22 protein-coding genes and 2 pseudogenes are annotated in these 22820 nt (G+C 62.3%); 11 read left to right on the top strand and 13 right to left on the bottom strand.

The features are described from left to right. Position 1: 1 nt before the first annotated feature. Positions 2 to 394: a helix-turn-helix domain-containing protein gene (locus MWN52_RS04360; RefSeq protein WP_047350994.1), complete on the bottom strand. Its 393-nt coding sequence runs from the start codon at positions 392 to 394 to the stop codon at positions 2 to 4. 288 nt (positions 395 to 682) lie between these two features. Between MWN52_RS04360 and MWN52_RS04355 the strand changes: the two genes are divergently transcribed. The 6 genes and pseudogenes from MWN52_RS04355 to MWN52_RS04330 form a co-directional block, all read left to right on the top strand. Beyond that, complete coding sequence (locus MWN52_RS04355; protein WP_047350993.1) at positions 683 to 907, top strand: DUF2188 domain-containing protein; 225 nt, start codon at positions 683 to 685, stop codon at positions 905 to 907. A 6-nt stretch (positions 908 to 913) separates the two neighbouring features. After that, a complete protein-coding gene (locus MWN52_RS04350) occupies positions 914 to 1915 on the top strand; it encodes a CBASS cGAMP-activated phospholipase (protein WP_286576770.1) in 1002 nt (333 codons plus the stop codon). Further along, positions 1909 to 3051, top strand: coding sequence for a CBASS cGAMP synthase (locus tag MWN52_RS04345; RefSeq protein WP_286576769.1), 1143 nt, complete (start codon positions 1909 to 1911; stop codon positions 3049 to 3051). The genes MWN52_RS04350 and MWN52_RS04345 overlap by 7 nt, the downstream gene beginning before the upstream one ends. Then, entirely contained in the window at positions 3048 to 4679 is a 1632-nt protein-coding gene (locus MWN52_RS04340; protein WP_121351192.1) for a ThiF family adenylyltransferase, read from the top strand. Before MWN52_RS04345 ends, MWN52_RS04340 begins: the two co-directional genes overlap by 4 nt. Then, the gene (locus tag MWN52_RS04335; RefSeq protein ID WP_121351191.1) at positions 4667 to 5143 is read left to right on the top strand and encodes a Mov34/MPN/PAD-1 family protein; all 477 of its coding nucleotides are present in this window, start codon (positions 4667 to 4669) and stop codon (positions 5141 to 5143) included. Before MWN52_RS04340 ends, MWN52_RS04335 begins: the two co-directional genes overlap by 13 nt. A gap of 29 nt (positions 5144 to 5172) precedes the next feature. After that, a pseudogene (locus tag MWN52_RS04330) lies at positions 5173 to 5346 on the top strand (IncC plasmid conjugative DNA transfer DtrJ family protein); the annotation flags it as partial. Positions 5347 to 5379: 33 nt separating this feature from the next. Here MWN52_RS04330 and MWN52_RS04325 read toward each other — a convergent pair. The 4 genes from MWN52_RS04325 to tnpA all read right to left on the bottom strand — a co-directional run bounded on the left by MWN52_RS04325 (position 5380) and on the right by tnpA (position 8437). Continuing rightward, positions 5380 to 5952, bottom strand: a complete 573-nt coding sequence (locus MWN52_RS04325) for a plasmid pRiA4b ORF-3 family protein (protein ID WP_286576768.1) — start codon at positions 5950 to 5952, stop codon at positions 5380 to 5382. A 49-nt stretch (positions 5953 to 6001) separates the two neighbouring features. Continuing rightward, on the bottom strand, positions 6002 to 7474 hold the full coding sequence (gene tnpC / locus MWN52_RS04320) for an IS66 family transposase (protein ID WP_425608106.1): 1473 nt from the start codon (positions 7472 to 7474) through the stop codon (positions 6002 to 6004). Positions 7475 to 7685: 211 nt separating this feature from the next. Next, positions 7686 to 8033, bottom strand: coding sequence for an IS66 family insertion sequence element accessory protein TnpB (gene tnpB, locus MWN52_RS04315; protein ID WP_250195936.1), 348 nt, complete (start codon positions 8031 to 8033; stop codon positions 7686 to 7688). Beyond that, entirely contained in the window at positions 8030 to 8437 is a 408-nt protein-coding gene (gene tnpA / locus MWN52_RS04310) for an IS66-like element accessory protein TnpA (protein ID WP_286576766.1), read from the bottom strand. The genes tnpB and tnpA overlap by 4 nt, the downstream gene beginning before the upstream one ends. Before the next feature lie 110 nt (positions 8438 to 8547). On the opposite strand from tnpA, the pseudogene MWN52_RS04305 reads away from it, so the two are divergent. Next, positions 8548 to 8625, top strand: a pseudogene (locus tag MWN52_RS04305) (TIGR03747 family integrating conjugative element membrane protein); the annotation flags it as partial. Here MWN52_RS04305 and MWN52_RS04300 read toward each other — a convergent pair. From MWN52_RS04300 to MWN52_RS04275, 6 genes are all read right to left on the bottom strand, one after another. Then, a complete protein-coding gene (locus MWN52_RS04300) occupies positions 8622 to 10040 on the bottom strand; it encodes a UvrD-helicase domain-containing protein (protein ID WP_121351190.1) in 1419 nt (472 codons plus the stop codon). The pseudogene MWN52_RS04305 and the gene MWN52_RS04300 overlap by 4 nt on opposite strands. Then, entirely contained in the window at positions 10027 to 11760 is a 1734-nt protein-coding gene (locus MWN52_RS04295; RefSeq protein WP_121351189.1) for an ATP-dependent nuclease, read from the bottom strand. The genes MWN52_RS04300 and MWN52_RS04295 overlap by 14 nt, the downstream gene beginning before the upstream one ends. A 204-nt stretch (positions 11761 to 11964) precedes the next feature. Next, positions 11965 to 14037, bottom strand: coding sequence for an AIPR family protein (locus MWN52_RS04290; protein WP_121351187.1), 2073 nt, complete (start codon positions 14035 to 14037; stop codon positions 11965 to 11967). Then, positions 14037 to 15002 (bottom strand): PD-(D/E)XK motif protein, encoded by a 966-nt coding sequence (locus MWN52_RS04285; RefSeq protein ID WP_009401100.1) that lies wholly within the window; start codon positions 15000 to 15002, stop codon positions 14037 to 14039. Before MWN52_RS04285 ends, MWN52_RS04290 begins: the two co-directional genes overlap by 1 nt. After that, positions 14995 to 17655, bottom strand: a complete 2661-nt coding sequence (locus tag MWN52_RS04280) for a Z1 domain-containing protein (protein ID WP_286576763.1) — start codon at positions 17653 to 17655, stop codon at positions 14995 to 14997. Before MWN52_RS04280 ends, MWN52_RS04285 begins: the two co-directional genes overlap by 8 nt. Then, a complete protein-coding gene (locus MWN52_RS04275) occupies positions 17652 to 19130 on the bottom strand; it encodes an ATP-binding protein (protein ID WP_286576761.1) in 1479 nt (492 codons plus the stop codon). The genes MWN52_RS04280 and MWN52_RS04275 overlap by 4 nt, the downstream gene beginning before the upstream one ends. Positions 19131 to 19265: 135 nt before the next feature. Here MWN52_RS04275 and MWN52_RS04270 point away from each other — a divergent pair, with 135 nt between their 5' ends. Further along, positions 19266 to 19724, top strand: coding sequence for a very short patch repair endonuclease (locus tag MWN52_RS04270; protein ID WP_052484395.1), 459 nt, complete (start codon positions 19266 to 19268; stop codon positions 19722 to 19724). Here the strand turns inward: MWN52_RS04270 and MWN52_RS04265 are convergent. Both MWN52_RS04265 and mads1 read right to left on the bottom strand, forming a co-directional pair. Beyond that, on the bottom strand, positions 19721 to 21340 hold the full coding sequence (locus MWN52_RS04265; RefSeq protein WP_286576760.1) for a DNA cytosine methyltransferase: 1620 nt from the start codon (positions 21338 to 21340) through the stop codon (positions 19721 to 19723). The genes MWN52_RS04270 and MWN52_RS04265 overlap by 4 nt on opposite strands. 61 nt (positions 21341 to 21401) lie before the next feature. Further along, positions 21402 to 21602 carry a methylation-associated defense system helix-turn-helix domain-containing protein MAD1 gene (mads1, locus tag MWN52_RS04260; protein WP_009397209.1) on the bottom strand — a complete coding sequence of 67 codons (201 nt, stop codon included), beginning with the start codon at positions 21600 to 21602 and terminating at the stop codon, positions 21402 to 21404. Between the two features lie 224 nt (positions 21603 to 21826). Here mads1 and MWN52_RS04255 point away from each other — a divergent pair, with 224 nt between their 5' ends. The 3 genes from MWN52_RS04255 to MWN52_RS04245 are packed head-to-tail and all read left to right on the top strand — an operon-like array spanning position 21827 to position 22819. Then, positions 21827 to 22192 carry an integrative conjugative element protein, RAQPRD family gene (locus tag MWN52_RS04255; protein WP_286576758.1) on the top strand — a complete coding sequence of 122 codons (366 nt, stop codon included), beginning with the start codon at positions 21827 to 21829 and terminating at the stop codon, positions 22190 to 22192. Further along, a complete protein-coding gene (locus MWN52_RS04250; protein ID WP_003140997.1) occupies positions 22189 to 22428 on the top strand; it encodes a TIGR03758 family integrating conjugative element protein in 240 nt (79 codons plus the stop codon). The genes MWN52_RS04255 and MWN52_RS04250 overlap by 4 nt, the downstream gene beginning before the upstream one ends. Before the next feature lie 22 nt (positions 22429 to 22450). Then, positions 22451 to 22819: a TIGR03745 family integrating conjugative element membrane protein gene (locus MWN52_RS04245; protein WP_003294215.1), complete on the top strand. Its 369-nt coding sequence runs from the start codon at positions 22451 to 22453 to the stop codon at positions 22817 to 22819. Position 22820: the final 1 nt, after the last annotated feature.

Genomic DNA, 22820 nt, shown 5'->3' with positions numbered 1-22820 from the left:
TTCAGTCGTCCTCGTCGTCGTCGTCGAAGGCCTTCTTGATTCGGGCGATGAGCGTCGCGGGATCAGGCCTTGCATTTCCCCGATGCCTGACTCCAGCCGCGGCCGAAAAAACATCGATGCTGATCGAGGGATCTTGTAGCACGAATTCAACAAGGCTTGGATCAGCATCTGCGTGGTCAACCAGCCACATCACGAGTGCGGAATCTCTTTCCCCCGGCTTGAGAACCTTCAATAGCTTCTCAACCAAGTCTTGGGATGGGTTTGTCTTCTCGCCTGTTTCGAGACGGTGGACATAAGCATGATCAACTGACGATAGCTGGCCGATCTCACGCAGTGAAAGGGTTCTGCGTTCGCGTAGCGTCTTGAGGGCGACGCCTAGGCCTGTTTGCGGCATGAGTTCTGATCCTTGCGGTTGCGGGAAGAAGGGCCAAGCCCTCTGTTGCCCCTCCACATCCGGTTGATGTTCAAAGGCGCACACCGCACGCCCAGTTGCACCGGCGCACGCGCTCTGATACATTGTTGTCCAGCCAGACAACAGATGTAGGTTTTACGCCTGCTTCAGGTTGGATTGGCTCGGCCCTCCTGTTGTCTGCGTGAGCAACGAATTGTGCTACAGCGGGCGGCCGTTGACAACCTAGCCGAGCGGCTGGGACTTCGATAGTTCCACTGTAGGAGAGTCATCATGGCAGGCAAGAATCAGCATGTTGTTCCTCATCAGGACGGTTGGGCCGTGAAGGGAGCCGGCAATCAGCGGGCGACCTCCGTGCACGACACGCAGCAACAGGCCATTGACGCAGCGAGGGGTATCGCACGCAACCAGCAGTCCGAACTCGTCATCCATCGTCCGGATGGCCGTATCCGTGAAAAGGACAGCCACGGCAACGACTCCTTCCCGCCGAAGGGCTGAAGTGCCATGACGGGCATCCCTACCTACCATGTGCTCGCCCTGTCAGGGGGCGGTTATCGCGGCCTGTACACCGCCACGGTTCTCGCCGAACTCGAAACCGTGCTGGGCCGTCCGATCGCTTCGCACTTTGATCTGATTTGCGGCACATCGGCAGGAGGGATGCTGGCTTTGGGGCTGGCTGCGGAAATTCCGGCCTACGAACTCAAGGCACTGTTTGAAGAACAGGGCAGCCGCATCTTTGGCTGCCGCAGCCTGCCGCGGCGGCTTCTGGGATTCTGGCTGACTGCAAAGCATGACTCAGCGGGATTGAAAGAGGTACTGACCGAGCGCTTCCAAGGGACCACGATAGGCGACCTGAAGCATCGTGTTCTTGTGCCGGCAGTCAACTACTCGACGGGACGCGGGCAGTTCTTCAAGACACCGCACCATCCGTCCTTTGAGCTGGATCACCGCATGAAGGTCGTTGATGTGGCGTTGGCGACAGCCGCCGCGCCCGTCTACTTTCCTCTGGCGCGCAACGACCGCGGTGTCTTCGCGGACGGGGGGCTGGTGGGCAATGCCCCGGGCCTCTTCGGGTTGCACGAAGTCAAGACGTTCCTGGCGCCGAAACAGGATGCGCTGGTTCGGGTCCTCGCCATCGGCACGATGACCATCGGTGCGACCGTTCGCGGCGGCGCCAGCCTCGACCGCGGATTCGGCAAGTGGCGTGGGGGACTCTTCGACCTCGTGATCTCCGCCCAGGAGTCGTCGGTGGACTACATGCTGCGGCAGGCGCTGGGCAACAACTACTTCCAGATCGACGACAAGGCGACACCGGATCAAAGCAAGGACGTGAAGGCGCTGGATCGGGTTTCCATTGGCGCCACGAACACGCTCAAGGATCGCGGCAACCACGCGGCGCAGCGTGCGCTCGGCGATCCTCATTTCCAACCGTTTCGAGCGCACCAGGCCGGCGCTCCCATCTTCTATCACGGCCCCAACAAGAATGTTCCGGAGGCCGCATGCTGAACTTGAGCCCGCTCTTCTTCACCACCCTTGATGACGAATCGTGCATGCACGACGAGTTGGATCTGACGCCTGAACAGCGCGCCTGGATCGCCAGCGCACGCACTGACGTCAGGGACTGCTTGCGCACAGGCATCCCCCGCGTGCTTAGGACAAGCGGATACACGGAAGACGTGCCGCAGCCGCGCTTCTTCACGCAAGGGTCGTGGGCATACAAGACGCTGAACTCCCCGGCACAACGCCCTCAGCAGGCGGATGTCGATGATGGCTGCTATCTGCCAATGAGCTTCGTCTCGCAGACGAGGCGTCCCAGCACTGCCGCGACGGTGTTCTTTGCAGCTGCGGAAGAAGCATTGAAGCCGCTGGTCGAGGAGAAGCGGTGGAAGCTTGTCACCGACAAGCCGACGTGCATCCGCATCGTCATTGCTGCGTACGCCCACATTGACATCCCGCTGTACGCGATCCCCGATCAAGAATTTGTCAATTTGGCAGAGGCCTCGATGAGGCGCTATGGGTTTGACTCTCTGATGGACGCTGTGATCAAAGCGGAGCGGGACGCTTGGACGGCATTGCCTCGCGAGAAGGTGCTCCTCGCCCATCGGGAATGCAACTGGATGCCCTCCGACCCCAGGCCCGTGAAGGAATGGTTCCTTGGCGAAGTGGAAGCCAAGGGGGAGCAGTTCCGGCGTGTGGTTCGTTACCTGAAAGCCTTCCGCGATTGGAGGTGGTCCAGCGGAGGACCTGCCTCGATCCTGTTGATGGCCGCCGCGGCCCCACTCTTTGAGAAACGCGATAGGCGCGACGACCTCGCTCTGCTGGAGGTCGTCGCGGCACTGCCAGCCCGGTTGCGTGGGGGAGTGAACAACCCCGTGGAAGAGTCCGAATCGCTCACGGAGCGACTTGGCCAAGCGGGTGTCGAAGATGCGGCCAAAGCATTCGAAGAGTTTGAGAAAGTGCTTCGCGGAGCAACCGGCGCCGGCAGTCCTTCACAGGCCTGCATCTGGATGCGAGGCGAGTTCGGCCCGCGTTTTCCGGACGAGCCAGATCGGGTCAAGGTGGTGTCCGTTGCCGCCACCATTGCCGCGGCTCCCGCCACTGCTGGTCCTGGCGAACTTATCGGACGAACGAAAGCGGGATGAGCAGCGCCGCAGCGGTCGCAGACGTGATCGAGGCCTTCAAGCAGCGAGGCTTCGAGTTTGTTGGCAAGACGGATGACGGCTGGTTCAGGCTGCACGGGCGGTTGACCCCGCCCCAAGCAGACAAGGGTTGTTCGTGCGAAGTCCAGCTCGACCCCACGTTCTTCGACTTGCCTCGCATCCGGCTGCTGGAAGTCCCTCCTGAGCTGCCCGCAGCGGTTCCTCATCTTGGGGCAGATGGCGGGCTTTGCTATCTCGCCAAGGGCGCCGTCGTTCTGGACATCTACGATCCTGTCGGACAGTCGCTGGCGTGCCTGCAACGCGCGGCCGTCGTGTTCGGGCAGATCATGCAGGGGGAGATGATCGAAGACCTCGCGGAAGAGTTCTTCGCCTATTGGCAGGGCTGGCATTGTTTCGTGGACATGCAAGGCGAGGATCTAGGGCGGCAGAACTGCATCGTCGCGCAGGCCAATGGGTGCCCTTTGTGGTTCATTACCGACAACGAAGATCGAACTACTGAGAAGCTGAAGTCGCTCGGCTACCAAGTCACCGATAGAACGGTGCTGACTTACCGGGTCAAGACTGGTGCTCAACCCCGTCCTCTGAGTAGGAATTGGCCTCCTGAAACAGTCGGGGATATCCTGGCGTGGCAAAGCTCTCTTGACCCCCGGTGCCGGCGCAAGATTCACGAGCGTATCAAGGAGGGGGAGAGGAAGAAGGCCAACGGAGTTCTGATCGTCATCGAGTCTCCGCTGATGACCTATGGCTTTGCGGTTCTCTACGACCGCCAAAGTCCTGTCCAAAAGAGCAAGCTCGTAGATCGCAGGGATTCGAGCTATGGGTTGAAGGTGATGCCCATCTCGGTGGTCAGAATTGACGATCGGTATCTTGCCCAGCGGAACATGCCGAATTCAAAGACGCTTGCAGGGAAGAACATCGCCGTCGTTGGGTGCGGCACGATTGGCGGCTATCTGTCGGATATGCTCGTCAAGGCTGGGGCGGGGACATGTGGCGGAAAACTCACGTTGGTGGATTTCGACTGCCTTCTCCCGCAAAACATCGGGCGTCATCGCCTGGGATTTCCCGACCTGTTGTCTAACAAAGCCGAGGCTATGGCGAAGGAACTCAAGCGCTTGACGCCAGGCGCCGAGATTCGTGCGCTGCCCGTGGATGTCAGGCAGGCCCAACTGGGAGAGCTGGACCTGCTCATAGATGCCACCGGGGAAGAATCCCTCGGGCATTGGCTGTGCGGCCACTATCCGCCTCCGACGCCCATGCTTTCGGTCTGGATCGAGGGGCCGGGAACGGCTGTCCGCACGCTTCTGAGGACGAACGCGTCTGGTGCGTGCTATCGATGTCTTTGGCACAGCAACAGGAGAGGCGAGCTCCGTTCTACCATTGATCCTCTTCCTGCCATTCTGGCGGGGCATGGATGCGAGGGCTTGTACGTGCCATTCCCCGCTTCGGTGTCGGTGCACGCTGCCAGCCTGGGCGCTGAGATGACCCTTGATTGGGTCAACGGCGTCTATACCCCCGCGTTACGAACCAGGTTGATCGACCGCGCCCAGCAGCTTGCTACGCCCGATTGCGATCCGCTGCGGGATCGGGAATGCCCCTTATGCAGTTCGTGAGTTCTTGGGCGGCCGACGACAACAGAACGCTGCTGCATTTTTCGAAGTCCACGCTGGAGACCTTCCGCCAGCATGTTCAGGCCAGTGATTCTGACTGCGAAGCTGGCGGGCTGCTGCTCGGTTCGGTCCATGGAACTCACATGCTCATTGAGCAGGCAACGGTTCCTACGGCATGGGACAAACGGTTTCGCTACCTGTTCGAGAGAATGCCATTCGGCCACGAAGCCATTGCACTGGCTCAATGGACGGCGAGCCACGGAACTATCCGATATTTGGGCGAATGGCACACCCATCCGGAAGACAACCCCAACCCGTCTGGCCTCGATAGATCGGAATGGAACCGTCTGTCGGCCAAGCGTCGGGATAAGCGACCAACGCTCGCTGTCATTGTTGGCCGACATGCCCTGTATATTGAGTTGGTGCCAAGCTCAGGCCAAGGATCAGTATTCTCCCCTGTGGAATAGCGGCACACAAACCGATGTCGTCGCAGCGTGCCACCTTCGTCGGGCTGGTGGACGGCCTGGTGCGCCGGGACATCCGCCGCTTCGGCGCGGGACGCGAGTCGGGGTTCATCTATCACCGCGCCAGGGCCAGCTTGATCCCGCTGGCCGTGCTGCCGTGGGTGACTTACCTGGCACTGCCGGTCAGCGTGAACCCGCTGCTGATCCGTAATAGTCCGACGCGCACCGTCGTTGACTGTTCACTCGCTGGCGTTTAGCCGAGCGTTGACCTCGTCGATGTCGAAGGCGCTTGGATCGAAGGAGGCGCCGATCCACTTCTTGAGATCGGCGTGCTCCGGGTGATCGGGGTCGGCCAGCGCTTCGAGGAATTCCTCATACCCCCCGGCGCCGCCGACATCCTGTGGTGGGCAGGCGTTCTCGCCGGCAATGCACCGGGCGAACTTCAGCGGCGTGTCCAGCTTGACGATCTGCTCGACTTTGCCGCTGTGCCACCAGCTGTCGCCGAAGTCGTAGAGGTACTTGAAGCTCTTGCGGCGGCCGAGCGCCTGGCTCAGGAGCACGTCTTCTTCGGGCTGCAGGTCGTCGGGGAACTCCCGTCCCGGCTCGGTCGCGCCGTAATGGTCCGCACCGAAGATGAACTCGTGGACGTGTCCGCCATCCCATCCGGTACCCCACAGCAGCGCCACGTGCAGACGGGACAGGTCTATGTCCAGACGCACCAACAAGCGGCGCCAGACCTTCGGGCGAACGTCCTCGAGTTCGACGTACAGCTGCCACGCATGCAGCTCGCTGGCATTGGAATTCGTGCCCATGCCGCCACTGTAGCGGCTGGTGCCGCCGGGGTGTCGCTGCGCTCCGGCGTCAGGCCGCCTGGGCCATGAGGGGTTGCTGCCAGGCCGTCTGGAGCTGCGGCGCCACGGCCCACGGCAGCAATTCGTCGATGCGGTTGATCGGGTGCCCGCCGATGCGCTCCAGCACGTGGGTCAGGTAGCACTGCGGATCGACGCCGTTGAGCTTGGCTGAGCCGATCAGCGTGTAGATCACCGCCGCGCTGTGGCCGCCGACATCGGATCCCAGGTGGAGGTAGTTCTTCCTGCCCAGCGCCACACAGCGCAGCGCCCGCTCGGCCGCATTGTTGTGCGCCTCGATGCGACCGTCGTCGACGAACTGCGTCAGCGCCGTCCAGTTGCTCAGCGCGTAACCCAGGGCCAGCGCCATCGGCGACTTGGCCGACACTTGGGTCAGCGTGTGGGTCATCCAGCCGTGCAGCTCCTTGAGCAGTGGCGCCGTACTCGCCTTCCTCACCCGCCGTCGCTCGTCGGGCAGCCTCCCCTGGATCCGAGCCTCGATCTTGAACAACTCGGAGATGCGCTGCAGCCCATGGTGCGCCAGCGTGCCGGCCACCTGGCGTTGCCGCACGTGGATGTCCCAGAGCTTGCGGCGTGCGTGGCTCCAGCATCCGGCCTCGATGATGCGACCGGGCTGACGATCTGCACGGTACAGCGCGTTGTAGCCGGCGAAGGCGTCGGCCTGCAGCACGCCGCTGAAGTGCTTCAGGTGAGCGGCCGGGTGCTCACCCTTGCGATCCACGGAGTACTGGAACCACACGGCCGGGTTGGCTTGCTGGCCGCTGTTGCGGTCGTCGCGGACATAGACCCACAGCCGGCCGGTGTGCACCTTGCCGCCCTTGCCACCCAGGGCTCGGATCGGCGTGTCGTCGCCGTGGACCTTGTCGGCCTGCAGCACGTAGCGGCCGATCGCCTGAGCCAGCGGGGTCAGCAGGTGTGCGGCTTGGCCCACCCAGTCGGTCAGGGTGGAGCGATGCAGGTCCAGGCCGGCGCGGGCGTAGATCTGGCTCTGGCGGTACAGCGGGGTGTGGTCGCAGTACTTGCTGACCAGCACCTGGGCCAGCAAACTGGCGCCGGCCAGGATGCGGTCGATCGGCCGGCTCGGGGCGCTGGCCTGGGCGATCGTCTTGCAGCCGCCGCACGCCAGCTTGGGACGCACGTGGCGCACGACATGGAAGCTGCCGGGCTCGTAGTCGAGCACCTCGCTGATGTCCTGGCCGATCTCGCGCAGAGCCAGTCCGCAGGCGGCGCAGCCGCAGCCGGCGTTGTGCCCCGCCGGCCAGTGCACGACGGTTCGCCGCGGCAGGTGTGCCGGCAGTTCGCGCAGGTTCGGCCGCGGCCGGAAGGAGCGCTTGCGGCGCTGTTCATCCAGTGAGGCGACCTTGCCGGTGCCAGCCGGTTCGGGCGGCTCGGCAGGCACCACCTGGCCACCGACCAGTTCGAGCTGCGGGTGCTCCAGGCGTTCGCTGGAGCGGCCGTACTTCATGCGCCGCAGGTAGGTGACCTCGACCTTGAGCTTGTCGATGGCGAGTCGCGCAACCCTGAGTTCATCCTGGAGTTGCAGCACCCGCGTGCCGAGTTCGGCGTTGCGCTGCAGGGCTTCGTCCAAGGTCATGGAGCATGACTGTGCCCAGGCGCAGACCACCGTACAACGGGGCATGCACTGTCAACGTGATGGCACCGCGCCTCGACCGAACTCAGGCCGCCGCGCGTGGCTGCCAGGTGCGCTCGGGGCGGCGCCAGTCGATGCCCTCCAACAGCATCGAGAGCTGGGCCACGCTGAGCATCACGCTGCCGCTGTCGGCCTGCGGCCAGATGAAGCGGCCGCGTTCGAGCCGCTTGGTCAGCAGGCACATGCCGTCGCCGTCGCTCCACAGTAGCTTGATGAGGTCGCCCCGCCGTCCGCGGAACGCGAACACGTGGCCGGCATAGGGGTCTTCGGCCAGTACCGTGTGCACCTTGGCGGCCAGTGAGTCGATACCGCAGCGCATGTCGGTGACGCCGGCGGCCAGCCAGACACGGGTTCCGGCACGCGGGCCGATCATGGCGTCTGGCGCAGCGCGCGCAGCACGCTGCACAGACTGGCCTCGTCGACTGGGCCGCGCAGGCGCAGTTGCACGCCAGCTACTTCCAACTCGATCACGCCGCCGCGCGGCGAGGGCCTGGCCGGCGCGGTCGGCAGCACCGGCATGGTCGCCGAGGGCATCGCGAGCGCTGCGTCCGCTGGCGCGACTTCCACCGGCAGCAGCACGGTCGCAGCCGTTCGGGGTGAAGCGGCTCGCAGATGCTCCCGGCGCCACTTGAACAGCATGTTGGCGTTGACGCCGTTGTCCAGCGCGATGGCCGATACCGACGCGCCGGGCTGCAGGCTCTGGCGGACCAACTCTTCCTTGAACCCGCGCTCGTGCTGCCGCCGCTGGCGCCTGGACGCGTCTTGCTCACTCTTCATGGTGTGCACCATCTCCACCAAGCGCACACCTCCAAGCGGGTGGCGCTTGGGTTCAGATGCTTGGCATCTGTGGGCGATCAGGCAAGGGTGGGGGTGGTCGGACTATTACGCTGATCCTGCTGCCCAGCGCCGTGCTGCTCGGCGTCGCCGTGTGCATCGCGGCGGCGACGTTCAAGAAGTATCTCTAACCGATCACTGGACTGGCGCTACACACTACGAGCTTCATCGACCCCCGGGTCATGGCGACGTAGAGGTTCTGCGCACTCATGCCCTCGATATTTAGCAGCACCGCGACTTCGGCTTCCAGCCCCTTGAGCAACAGCGTGCTGCCGACGGCGCGCTTTGGTAGCGGGCGCCCCAACAGCCGGTTTTCTTCCCGCACGCGCCGGGCCGCTTCTGTCAGAGGGACTGCCCCCGACGAGGCTTCTCGGAGCGCCTTGAGCACCCCGTAGAGGATGGCCGGCCGATGCACACGCACGTTCGGCAGTGCCCGCAGCTCCGATAACAGCGCGGCGGCCGCAGCGAGAGAGGGCGCGCGCCCGAACGCCAGTGCGCGGCTTTCTGCCTCGTTCGGAGGATTCCTTGCAGTTCCCTTTGCCAACGACTCCAGGCGCCGCGTCAACTCCGCCACGCCCACATTGGTCATGACGCTCTGCGCCAGCGCCAGTAACTGCGCGAGGGCATTCGGTGCCCCCGCATCAAAGTTGCTGGCGAAGGCGATGAGGTCTTGCAGATCGACGGCCTCGACCGTCGAAGCGCCCGGCGTCTGGCTAGCAAAGTTCTGCTGTGCTGCTCGGTTGCGGCTATCGGCGATGATGAGCACGCGCCCGTCAGCGGTTGGCGATGCCGTCCTCGCAGCGGCTAGGCGCTGGGCATGGTCGTTGGGTGGTACGGCCTGCATCCAGATCACATGCTCCGGTGGCCCACTACGCAGATCCACCGACTGCCCCGCAGCCAACAACCGGCGGGCCTCCAGCAACCATTGTCCCAGCGCTTCCGCGCCGGCGTTGCGCCATCGCCAGGGCGTTGCCAGGTCCCCGACGACAGGAAAATGCGCGCACACGTGCTGGTTCCAGTCGGCCAGCGCATTGCCCCGGAATCCGAAGATCGCCTGCATGGGGTCGCCCAGCACGCAGGTCGGCAAGATCAACGAGAGGAAATAGACGATGTAGTGCTGAGGCACCGAACAATCCTGGTACTCATCCACGATCAGATGCGCATATGAGGCTTTCAGCACCTCACTGACGTGCCCGGCTTGCAGGAGCTTCCAGGCGGCGTCGCGGATTGCCGGGTAGTCCCGCGCAGGTGCAGCCAGCCGCAGAATCTCCGGATCGTGGGCGCTGCGGCCGGGAAAGGTCGAGATGAGCCGGATGGCCCAACCATCGATGGTGCTCAATCGATAGGCGCTGGCTGGCACACCGGCGCGGTCCAGCCGGCCACGCAGGGCCGCGACCCCGGCATTCGTGTGTGTCAGCACGAGGATGGGCCTGTTGCCCCGATGCCCGGCAAGCGCGTGGGCAATCAACTGTGTCTTGCCGCAGCCGGCCGGTGCGGTGACGGTTCCGCGTTCGATTGCACGAAGGTCGATTTCAACGTGGTCCATCAGTGGCCCACCCGAATACCTGGTCCATCAGAGCACGGAAGCCCTGATCGCAAAGATGCAGGTCCGGTGCAACGATGGTCCTCGCCACGTCCTCCATCCACGAGATGGACTTGAACCAGCCCGCCTTTCGGATGCGCGCCGCCTGACCAAGAATGGCCCTGCGTTCGACCGGCAGGAGGCCGGTGTTCTGGATCTCATCCCAGATCTGCTGGAAGGTGAGCGTGTTGTTCGAGACAGTGCGCAGGTGTTCGACGATCAGGTCACCATGCAATTCGTTGGCGTAGCCGATCAGCCTCTGGCAGGCAGCCGGCGTGAGACTTCCGAACAGCTCGTCCTCCAGCGCCCGGCCCGCGCGGTAGGCGACGACGGTGCCACCGTTCTCGACAAAAGCCTGCTCGACCGCAGATGTGGGCTTCTTGTCGTCGTCGCGCAGCACCATCACCCGGTAGCCCAGAGACTGAAACGCTGCGGCCCGGGCATACGGTCGATCCGGCTCCCCGCCACCGCAGTCGACGAGGGCCACGCCTAATGCAGCCAGTGACGCATTCCCCTGGTCAAGCCTGTACAAGTCCAGGCCGCGCAGCAGGCCTATCTCGCTGGCTCCCTCGCACACGACCACGGAGCCAGCCAGGAAGGCCTCGGGGTAGAGGCGGATCGTGCTCTGGATGTCATTGTCGGCGCCGACCAGGCGAGCCTCGTGGCCGAGGGGGCCGCGGCGCAGCACGAAGAGTTGGCCGCCCGACAGTTCTCTCAGCGCCACGGGTGAGTGGGTAGTGAGGAACACCTGCAGCGGAGCAGCGGCCTCCTTGGCACCGAGGGAGCCCAGGAACCGCGCGATGCGGTGCGGCTCCAGCCCGTACTCCAGTTCATCCGAGAGCACGATCGACGCCTGACCGGCCGCCTTGCGCTGTAGTCCGGCGACGAGCAGACGCGTGGAACCGACGCCCAGGCTGCGAAGCGGGATGCCGCTTTCGTTGTGCAGGGAGATGGTGCCGCCACCGAACGACACCGAATGCGAATCCAGCAGCGCCTTGGCCTTGGCGCCGATGTTGACGCCCAGCTCCTGAGCAGTGGTGGTGACGATCCCCAGCGCTTCTCCCAACTGTTGTTCGGCCTGGTCTCCGAAGGCACTGCGCGCATCCCTTGCGGCCTTGACCAGAGCGGCTGAAGCGTCGGCTCGCTCCTCCGAGATGCGGTTCAGTACGGAGCCGCGCTGCCATCCCAGGTTGAAGTCCGCCAGTGCGCCGATGCGGGTGGGCGCCAGGGCGACGCGATCCTTCCATGCGAGCGTCTTGACGATGCCTTGCTGTGCGGCGCGGTCGGAGACAAGGGTCCACGAGGGCTCCAGGTCACTGGCGACCGTCAGGTTCAGGCAGAGCACAACCTCCGCGCCGGCAGAGGGTTCGTCTTCGACGACGCCAGTGTTGGCGTGGTATCCGCGCAGGAACGCACCGAAGCTCTCCAGCGTCCTCATGCTGTCATCGAGGTCGCCGAGCGTCAGCGTGATGCTGATTGGGGTCGTGATGTCCAGGCCGAAGAAGTCAGCATCCGAGAACTGGACATTGCGCCTAGCCCCCAGGCATAGATCGATCGCGTCCAGTACCGTGGACTTGCCGCTGTCGCCCGGGCCGATCAGGCAGTTGATGCCAGGCGTCGGGCACCAGGCCAGCAACTGGATGCCGCGGAAGTTGGCGATCTCGATCTTTCTGATTCGTGCCATGGGCTGCCTCTCTGGTGGCTGTGCGGCCGTGGCCACGAGGTTTTTGCGTCGAAGTGCCGGGCGAGGTCGATCATTTCCGCCGCCTGAGTGTCTCGCCGAAATTTTTTCTGCTCAGTGAAATCGATCGAAGGCACTAAGTGGATGAACTGATCATCCGCGTACCCGATAGCGTCACGCAGGATTGGGGGCTCTTCAATCCTTCGGTCAGGGATCACTCACAACCACGCCTTCCAGCTGCCCCTTGTCGAGAATATCCAGCAACACCACACTCTGCTTTTCTGTCGGGAGCTTGGAGGGAATCTGCATGGCAACTCTAAGCACGCCGTCTTCCTTCGGTGTGAGCAGATCCTTCTCAAGCAGCGACTGATGGATGCGAGCCCATTCCGCAGCGGGAACGGCCAGCACTTTTCGTTGCGCCTCGATGCCGTTGTCGATCCTCTGCGTCTGCTTCGCTGTCTTCACGATCGCCGCCTGATCATCCTGCGGAACAAGTCGATCGTAGAACTGGGGCGGGAGGAGATTGGCGATCGCTTCGCTACGAGCCTGTATCCTCGTCCAGCACGCCTCCTTCTTGCACCACTCGGAAATATTGGAAATGCCTTGTGGTGGTCTGATGATGTCGTCATTCACGACCCCCGACACGACAGCGATGGCACTCTCAAGAGCCGGATCGACCTTCTGTGCATTCCAGATGCCCAGAAAGTCGATGCACTCCTTCCTGCGTTTTGTGATGTCACCGAGTACCGCCAGCGTGTAGGCCACGATGTTTGCTCGGTACCCGCCGTTGTACCAGGGCTGTGCAGAAACGATGCGCTCCGTGGCGCGGAAGATCAGCCCGCGCGCGACAGCCCTCTTGAAATAGAACTCATTGAACGCGTCGGATGATTTCTCCCACTCGCTGCCGATTCGGGCGGCGTAGCGCGCAAAGTTCTTCTGGGAGCCAAGATTCACCCACCTGGGGTGGTCATCCCAGACATTCTCGAACTTCGCAAGATCCGTCTTCGTGAACATCTGTGGCTTGGGATGCTCCGCCTTGAAGCGACGCTGTTCCGCAGGTGTGAGCTTCGACTGTGCATCGGCATACTGGCCGCGTGCGCGCTCATAGAACCACCGCGTCTCGCGCGGGGCGCCCTTCTGCGCCGGCGCCCAGATCCGCCGGGAAAACCCTTCCATCCGCACATGGAACGGGTGGTTCGAGAAGAAGTCTGCGGCATTCACCCGATTCTGGGTGTTCGCGTACTCCGATATCCTTGGAACGACCGTTTCGCTCTGTTGGCTGTCGATGACGGACAGCTTCAGCTGGACGAATATCTGGGAAAGATCGGCCTTGTCCCGCTTCCGTGTATGGAACAGCGATGCCGTGGTCTGGCCCCCATTGACGATCTGGAGATCGACAACCCTGGTGATCGCGAGACCGGAATCCGTCATCCCTGTCTCGACACTCTGTGCAGTTGCCGTGATCCCGTTGTTGTAGGCAAAAAACATCCCAGGTTCGTTCAGGATCGTCGCCCTTATTCCCTGGTTCACATTACCGCGTGCCTGCAGGAACGTACGGACGTTCTGCTCAAGCAATCGCGCTCCGAATCTCTCGTACAGGGTCGCCAGCACCTCGGCAGGCATGACCATCAGATAGGATTGATAGGCATCGGTCCCCAGGTGTGCGGGAAGGCAGGCGATGCCCTTGCCGAACATCTGCTCGAAGTCGAGGTCGAGTGGCTCCTTGTGGCTGCGGGAGCTTCGCTGACGATGAAGTCGTGAGATGTCCCAGATGTGGTGAGCAGCCGGAACACCTGCCACTTCCGCATCGGGAAGAGCCTGGAATTTGTCGCTGAGCGTGCGCTCGGAGAAGAGAATCAAGTTGACCTGCCGAATGGCATCCTTGCGATCGGCAATCTGCCTTGCAAGGCCGTACTCGGGCGATGTGACCTCCAGCTCGTCGGCCAGGCCCTTGTTGGCACTGGCCTCGAAGAAGTTGGCAACACGCTTGAATGCCGCGGCCACTTCCGTTCTGGTGAGGGATGCCAGCTCGTTTCGGGAGTCGAAGTCCGCGATGAAGAGATCCAGGACTCCTTCGTCATTGAACCAGTAGCCGTCCACGCGCATGCCACGCTGCGCCCGGAAATGGCAGAGTTCGAAACCTTCCGTGAAGCCTGTCTCGACTAGGTCGTTCGCGATGGCCTCCATGAATTCGGAGAGCTGGAAGCTGCCATTGGCTTCGGCGCCCGCCAACAGTTCCTGTCGGAAGTCGTGGAAGAACTCTTCGTCGGTCTGCTCCATCAATCCTCCCCGAAGATGGCTGCTTCGTCACACTCGTAGGGAGCAATCGTTTCCAGCCTGATGTCGTAGGCCACGTTGGCAATCCCTGTCGGCAGTTGCGACCGCATGAGACGCGGAAAACCGTCACCGACACGATAGCTGCGCACGTCGCTGACGACAAAGCGAGGCTCATCGTAGTCAGGGAGCGGGGCATAGCCGTGCGCAACCAGCTTCCTGTCAAAGGCCTCGACGGCATCCGCCTCGCCGAGACGCGCCTGGACTGCAGCGACGATCTCGTTGAGCGATCGGGCTCCTGCCGCGTCGGCCAAGCTGCTCAGCCGGTACACGCGCAGGAACAGCGCATCGTTCAGGGATTCAAGCTGGTCTTCTGACGAAATGCGGATGCTGCTCCGCTCTGCCCCCGAGAGCGATTTGACCTCGACGGCTGTGTTGCCGAATATGAAATCCTGATGTGATCGTTCCGGACCGAGCCAGGCTTCGACGGCGGCACTGCTCGACATCTGCCGATCGATCAGTTCCGTCAGGAAGACGATTTCGGCGAAGAGACCGCGCACTTCCTCGATGGACAGGTGCTGACTCCGGCCTGACAGGAAGGTCTTCCAACGGCGGATGTGTGCCAGAGAGACCGCGAGAGAACTCGCCGAGTCGGTGGCGTGCTCCAGCGAGGATGCAAGGGTGCGGCACAGTCCTTCGAAGAGATCGCGGTCGACCTGCCTTTCAAGGGCGAGGACCAAGTGCTGCTGCCCCTGATCTCCGGCACGAAGATCGACATCGATGCCGTTCACCGTGACCGCGTTCTTCCGGTACTGGGCTGCGTGGTCGCCCTGAAGCTCCACGATGAACAGGCAGGCGCCTCCGGCATCGCGTCCCCAGAAACAGGGCACGGCCGTTCCCACCGCAACCTGGCGGACATTGAAGTCCGCTCCCGGAACGGCGATGTCATCCCACGGAGAGGACTCAGGCATCGTAGTCATCCTCCTCATCAGGATCGTCGGCGTAACCCTGCATCTGCTGGAGCCAGACCTTGTTCACGACGACATTGATGGTCGTCGAATAGTCCCCGTAGGGAAAACTGACGCCGAAGGCGGCGATCGGTCCCGTCACGGCCTCGCCCTTGGGCTCCAGGCTGTGAATCATGAGGAGTGGCTTGTTCCGGACCATGCGGTAATGCGTGTCGGATACCGCTCCTGAGCCATCTTCGCCGCCAGCAAGCGTCCTGGCCTCATTGCGTTGTGCGTCGCTGAGCCCAAGCTTCTCGTCGCCACGCGAGGCAACCCTGTCCTTGTTCAGGCGCCACGAAGTGCCGTTCGGCTGATCCTTCCCGACGACGCGCACCTGATTCCTCAGGGTGAACGGGTTTTCACCGCCTGAGCCACCCGAAGGGGAAATCAGCAGAACATCGGCCAGCGGGCGCTTCGTCGCAATCCGTTCGAGATAGCTCACCACGTCCGACTTCTGTCCGGCAAAGGTCGAATGGCATTCGAACCGGGCGAGGAAGTCGTCGATCACCTCGACAGGCACGTCCCTGAAGATGACGCCCTTTTCGGTGGACTCCTCCGGTCGCCCGCCGAATCCACTTCGCCAGTGATCGCCGATCAGCGCAAGGTTCCTGGCATTCACGTCAGGGTCGGTGGAGACAATGTAGCTCTCCCGCAATCGCCCACTGAAACTCTGCTCGACCGTGACCTCCTGGCCGGATCGCATCTTGTTCGCCGCCGTGATCAGCAGGCTGTCCGGATGCGAGCGGACGTACAGGCCAAAATCCTTCGGGCTGAGGCGATCGCGCCGCATGCGCTTGACCTGCTGTACAAGCTCTTCGGCGGCATCGGCGATGTGGGAGTACCAGTTGATCGAATCGCGCGAGAGATGGACGCGGCAGAGGTCCTCGAAGCCCGGCCGGTAACCGAACCACCGGCCCATCTGCATGAGGGTGTCGTACATCTTCGTGTTGCGGTACATGTAGCTGACGGTCAACCCCTCGATGGTCAGGCCTCGGGAGAGGCTCAGACCACCGACCGCGACCGCAGTCAACCCGACTCCTTCCTTCGCGTAGCGGGCGTAGTCGAGCACCTCGTCACTCTTGCTGTTGATGACATAGAGGTGGAGGTGCTCGAAGACGCCGCTGAGGGCAGCCTTCACTTCCGCCCAGGTAAACCCAGCATCGGCATACTCGGCATCGAAGGCGTGCTTCAGGCCCTGCATGTACGCGTTTCTTGAGGAAACCCCCTCCGGCATCGCGTAGTTGGCGAGAACCGCTTCCCTGATCTTCTTCTCCCTGAGACTCAGGAAGTCACGCACGGCCTTCTGAACGGGCACGAAGCGCGACACGTTGACCATCATTGAGCAATGCTTGCCGGTCTGCCCACGCAGGTTCCGGATGGCGCGGGCGACGATGAACTCGTCGAGTGCGCGATAGAGGCTGGGGGGCAACTCGTGGACGGGATCGTCACGCTTGTGGGCGTACGGGATGAGATCCTCGCAATCGTCGATCGGCCTCACGATCGATTGACTGGTCGCCTCGTCGAGGAACACCTTCTCGGCACCGAAGTACGTCGTTGGCGCGTCCAGGCAATAGATGAAGTCGCGCGGGAACAGCTCCTCACGCACATCATCGCCATAGGCGTCGGGGTTGATGAAGATGTTGGCGAACGGTGTCGCCGTGTAGCCGACATAGCACGATTTCGCGAACAGCCCGAGAATGCGCCGGATCATCGCATTGGTTCGGGTCGGATCCAGATCCTCCTTGTTCGTGTTGATCGACGCGTTGTCGGCCTCGTCGTCAATCAGCAGCATCGGCACGTCGGAAATCCGGCCATCGCCCTCGGCGTTCAGCTCCTTCAGCCACTTGTGAAGAGCCGTGAGCGTCGTGACGTTCTTCTTGATGACCAGAATGATCGGCTTACTGAAGTCGTTGATCTTCCAGCCGCTCTTTTCCGCCGTGTTCTTGTTGAAGTCCTCGTTGATGTTGGTGAGCGTGGCCGGATGCGGATAACCCGGCGCGAGACCGACACCGATGTTGCGACGATCCTCGGGATCGCTGGACCGGCCGATGAAGGCCTCATCGATGCGCTGCTGCGTTTGCTTGCGCAGATTGTTGTGAATGCCGGCGACGACGATGATGAACTTGTAGCCGGCGTCGGCGGCGCGTGCTATCAGGCCGGTGTAGTTGGCCGTCTTGCCCGACTGCACATGACCGATGACAAGTCCGCGACGGTTCCAGGTTGTGCCCTCGCTCAACGGGTCCTGCAGGTGGCCGAGAATGCGGGTCGTCACATCGCTCAGCGACTGGACCATCTGCGGTGGCCAACCTTCCTTGAGAAGAAAGTTTCCATAGGATTCCGCATAGGTCCAGGCGACATCCTCACGCTTGTGGACCCACTGATCATCATGCTTCGCAGTGACATCCACCAGCGAAACACCGGCGCCCATGCGCGTGTCGACCGAAATCATCGCCTCGGTGACGATATTGCGGAGATCACCCGTATAGCCGAAGATTGCGGCGATCTGTCGCGCCTTTTCCTCCACCTGCTCGCGCGTCGGCGTCTCGGCCATGTTGGCAAGGCCCGAGATGAGCGCGTTGGCAATGTTTCGTTCTTCCGTGATGACTGTGAGGCTCATGCAAAGGTCTCGCTGATGAATTTTTCCGCCAGTTCGATCTGGCCATCGAAAAGGTGCGTCGAGCGCACGATCTGCAGAAAGGCATTCGGATCGCCCGGCCCGTCGCCGTAGAGCACCTTCCTGAGACTCTTCAGGCGCTCCAGAGTCTGGCTTTCATCCACCGCCCTCTGGTTGATCTCGCGCGGATGGGTCGAGTAATCGGAATAGATCATCTCCACCGGCAGGGAGGCCGCAATCGAATCCAGCAGGACACGAAGCAGATCCGCATCTTCGGACGAAAGTCTTGTGCCCAGGGATGCGATGAGCGGGTGCTGCTCGTTGATTGCGAAACGGATGCCGCCGAGATCGGCGTAGCGCTCCCAGAACGGGGCCTGGCTCTCCTGAAAGAGCTTCTGCCCGCGCCCCCTATGCACCGTCACGCTGCGGGCAGTGATCCTGTTGATGATCTGACGCAGCCGCTCCCGCACCCCATGCGGCGGGCGGGCACGCGATTTCTTGATGTCGATGGTCCAGGCTTCGTCCAGACTGTTGGGAAAGTCGATCTGTACCCGCGCCAACTTGGTGGCCTCACCCTTCGGCACGAGTCTGAACCAGTCGCCCCAGGCCATCAGGCGGCCGTTTCGATAGACGTAGCCCCCCTGATTGGAGATGAAGTCACTGCGATCCTGGTAGTAGTCGTACTCGGACGCGGACAGACGACTGTGGTGCGGAAGCACGTAAGGCTGCAGGCGCACCTCGGCCTCGCCGATGCGGACGATCTCCTCCGGAAGCACCTGGGTGGCAGGATTCTTCCTGCAGAAGGGATCGAATGCCGTAATCGGACGACCATTGACGGTGAGAGAAATCCTGGCATGTCCCCTGATCTCACCCGAGAGAAACCGGTGGAAGACAAGTGACAGATGTCTGCCCACCGCCTCAAGCTTCTCATTGACGATCTCGTCTCGACGATCCCCGGCCTCGTCCTCCATCAATCGGTCGAGCTCTCGCCAGATAACGGCCGTGCCCCGGGCGCCGAGCCGTTCGACATAAGGCAACCCATGGATGTCCGCATCGTCCAGGATGGAAAGGATCCAGTCGTCGGCAGCATCGATGCGATCCAGATTCCATTCGGCTCCGCAGACAGTTCCATCGCGTGTGCTCACAACGGTCAGCGAGCGGCATTGGGAAAACGATGCTGTCTTCAGGCCAAGGCCGAAGCGCCCAAGATCCTGCGGCGACCGATGCTGCCTGGGGTTGCCGGTCCCATGACGCATCGCATCGAGCAGCTCGTCTTCTGTCATCCCCCTGCCGTTGTCGAGGATGACCATCACAGGATGCTCACCGGACACATCGCAAATGATGTCGATGGTGTCAGCGCCAGCGGAAATGCTGTTGTCGATCAGATCGGCAATCGCAGTTTCGAGCGAGTACCCAAGGTCCCGCATCGATTCGGAAAGGCAGGCCGCGCTCGGCGGATGACTGCGATCACGAGCCATCGGCTTCCTCTTGCGTCTTCTCGTGAGTCAAGCGCATGGTAAGCTCCGAATTGCTGCTTCGGGTGTCGTCTTCATCCGTTCGCATTGCCAAGCGGAAGCGCGGAGCTGCCATTTCTGCAGACATTCGGGCGGAAGATGCTCAAGACCATGCGCGTTCCTACCACTCCGCAGCGCAGCCGCATGATGTCGAGCATTCGCGGAAAGAACACCCGGCCGGAACGGATACTTCGCTCCCTTCTTTTCGCCAGGGGTTTTCGATATCGACTTCATGTGCGGGGGCTGCCCGGCTCCCCCGACCTTGTGTTCCCGAAGCGCAAAGCAGTGGTGTTCGTCCATGGCTGCTTCTGGCACCGACATGAAGGCTGCCGTTACACAACCACTCCCAGGACCAATGAAGATTTCTGGCGGCAGAAATTCCAGGGAAATGTCGCTCGCGACAGGCGCCATGCGGAGATGCTCCATGCTCTCGGCTGGCGCGTGGCGGTCGTCTGGGAGTGCGCCTTGAAGCACTCGGTCGAGGAGACTGCGCAAGCGGTTGAGGAGTGGCTGCATGGCGATGAGGATGTCCTGGTGATTGGTCAGAGCATTGACTAGCCCGCTTCGGCAAGCACCGGAAGCTGTTCTGGCAGGTTTCGCGGCACGCTTCCCGCCGGCCTCTTCTGTACGGCATCACCAGCCTGCCTCCGCCTCCTCCTGCTCATCTCGTTCAGAAGGCTACGAACGATCTTGGCCAGTTTGTGGGCAAGCAACGGAGGCACCGCATTGCCGACCTGGGTGTACTGCTCCGTGCGGTTGCCCGCGAAGACGTAGTTGTCGGGAAACGTCTGGAGCCGTGCTGCTTCCCTGACCGTGAGACTTCTGCATTGGGAGGGGTCGTAGTGGATGTAGTAGTGCCCGTCCTTGGCAATGTGAGCCACCACCGTGGTGGACGGTTCGTTCCTGCACTGCACGCGGAACCGATCCTTGAACGGGATCGCTTCGGATTCCCGATCGACATGCACATTGATGTGATCGGGAAGCAGCTTGGGAGGGAACACATCCAGCCGTGGGCAATATCCCCATAAATGAGCGAAGCTGGCCGAGAAGAGATAGCGAGCAAGATCGGATGCCATGTGCGCGCGCGCTTCATGCTGACAGACACCACCCAGGCTTCGGTCGTGAAGCCATTGCTGAAGCTCGGTCAGCTTCTTCGGCCTTCTGTAGCCTCGTGAAATGAAGGCGCCACCGGTCGTGGTGCTGGTTGCCGCAGCGCCAAAGGCACGCATTGTCCCGATCATGACGGACTCGTTTTCTGTCCTCCATCCCTTGACGTAAGAGGGGGCAGCCTGAACAGCCTTGCGCCATGCCTCCACTGAATCGCCACGCGACAGCTTGCTGCGGATTCGGGGAAGATCGTCAATGGCCTGTTTGACCGTGACAGGCCTTGCTACTGGTGCCAGCAACTGGTGTTGAGGCATGTCCAGCCCCTTTCTCACTCCGAGCAGAATCACGCGATGCCTACTTTGCGGGATCCCATGGCGCTCAGAACGGATCAGGTAGTCGGTGGGTTCCAGCGAACTGCCGTCGCCCTCCTTGGTGAAGGATCGGATCTCATATTCGAGCCTCTCGGTCGGCATCGAAAGATCCGCAATGATCTTCTCGAACATCGGGTCGCCGGAGTGCTTCGAGGAAAGCAGACCCTTGACATTCTCCATCACGAAGATGGTGGGCTTGTGCACCTGGATGATTCTCAGGTACTCCCTGTAGAGGAAGTGCTTTTCATCCTTGTGAAAGTCCTTGTCGTTGGCGCGTCTGGAGCGCCCCGCCAGCGAATACGCCTGGCAGGGCGGGCCGCCGATCAGCACCCAGGTTTCCTGCCCCTTCAGTGCAGCACGAATTTCCCTGTCGATACTGGCTTCGTCGGACTTGCCAAGCTCCAGGCACCTCGCCTCGGTGGCAGCATGCTCGAAGGCGCTGGCCACGGCAGGGATCCTGCGGAAAGTGGCCTCATCGATCTCGCCCCGTATGTAGCTGTAGTAGTGCTTGACGTCCTTGGTGCCACGCAAACGCCTGAACACTGCCCTGAGCGTCAGCGTGCGATGTGCGACAGCATCCTTTTCAATGGAAAGGGCAATCTCGAAGAATGGCTGCCGCTTGTGGCCCTGCAGGGAAGCAAATCCTTCCCCGAGCCCTCCTGGGCCAGCAAAAAGGTCAATTATGGGAACTGGCACGCCAGCAATCCTCCACTGAGTTCTTTCCCGAATGTGATTCGGTTGCCGATTGGGTGCACGCTCACTCTGCCTCCGGCTTCTTCTTGCTGATGCTTTCGGCGATCCACCGATCCAGCTCCGAGCGGCGAAAGCGCCAGGTTCCCCCAAGCTTGAACGCCGGAATCTCGCCTTTCTGGGCAAGGCGATAGACCGTCCGCTTCCCGGCTTTGAGATAGGCCGCGACCTCCTCCAGCGTGAGGATCTCGCTCTCGACTTCGGTCATCCGGAAACCATCCGATCTGGCCTTTCGTAGATTTTGATTGCCAAGTTTAGCCAATTCTACCAAGCCGCGGTAGGCGCTGGCCAACTCCGCAATGCGGGGAGCATTGCACGGTTGATCGCCAGCTCGACCTGGGAATCCGGTCATACCGTAGTTCCCATTCCCTACGGCGCAAAGCGAGAGCACGCCACAGCATCTGGCCATCCGCATCAACGGGGAATGGCACGATGGGACAGACCAACCGCCGCACATCAGCATGGCCTGCGCTTGCCATGGTGTTGGCTGTGTCGTTCTCGGCGCTGCAGCCTGCCGTCGCCGCCGACGGCGTCGCCATGGAGCGTGAGCAGCTCGCCGTGCTCGCCCGCCAGCTCGACCTGATCGACCGCCTCGCCGAGCACGCCGCCGGTACCGCTCCGCAGGAACGCGCCCGCTACCACTTCGACTACGCCCGATTGCGTGCCGACCTGAAGCGCGTTCGCGCCGGCCTGCAGGACTACCTCGTGCCCCAGCGCGCCCAGCTGCGCGATCCCGTCCCGCTGGCCGGCGATTACGTCCGCCGCGACCGCGCCGACGACGAGGAGCCGTCGCCATGACGCCCTCTGCCGATCAGGTCGCCGCCTTCCAGGCCAACGGCGGCTTTGCGCCTTCGGCCGTCTCTGCCGTGGTGCTCGCTTTCGTGTTCGCCGTGTTGCTGCTGTGGGGCGTGTGGGCCATGCGCACCGCCTACGTCGGCTGGGCCGAGCACCGCATCACTGAACGTCAGTTCCTCGCCGTCGTCGTGCGCTTCGTGGCGATGTACCTGGTGCTGACCTTCTTTCTCCTCTCCTGACCGTCACGAAGGGCCATACGCCATGAACACTCCAACGACATCCCATCGCATTCCGTCCCGCATCGCCGCTCCGCTGCTGCCGCTGGCGCTCGCGGGCCTGCCGCTGTCGGCCTTCGCGCAGGGCCTGCCGACCATGGAAGACCCATCGCGCGGCCAGGGCAGCGGCATCCTGCAGACCTTGCAGAACTACGGCTACGACATCGTGCTGCTGATCGCGCTGCTCGTGGTCGCCTCAATGTTCGTCGGCGTCTGCTATCACGCCTACACGCGCTACTCGGAGATCCACACCGGCCGCGCCACCTGGGGACAGTTCGGCCTGACGGTCGCCGTGGGCGCGATCCTCCTGGTGGTCGGCATCTGGCTGCTCACCAAGGCCACCGGCGTGCTGTGAG

Source organism: Pseudoxanthomonas winnipegensis (assembly GCF_030322905.1).
GTDB classification, from domain to species: Bacteria; Pseudomonadota; Gammaproteobacteria; order Xanthomonadales; family Xanthomonadaceae; genus Pseudoxanthomonas_A; species Pseudoxanthomonas_A winnipegensis.
Note: the sequence above shows the minus strand (reverse complement) of the source record. Positions and strands in the feature narration are given on the sequence as shown.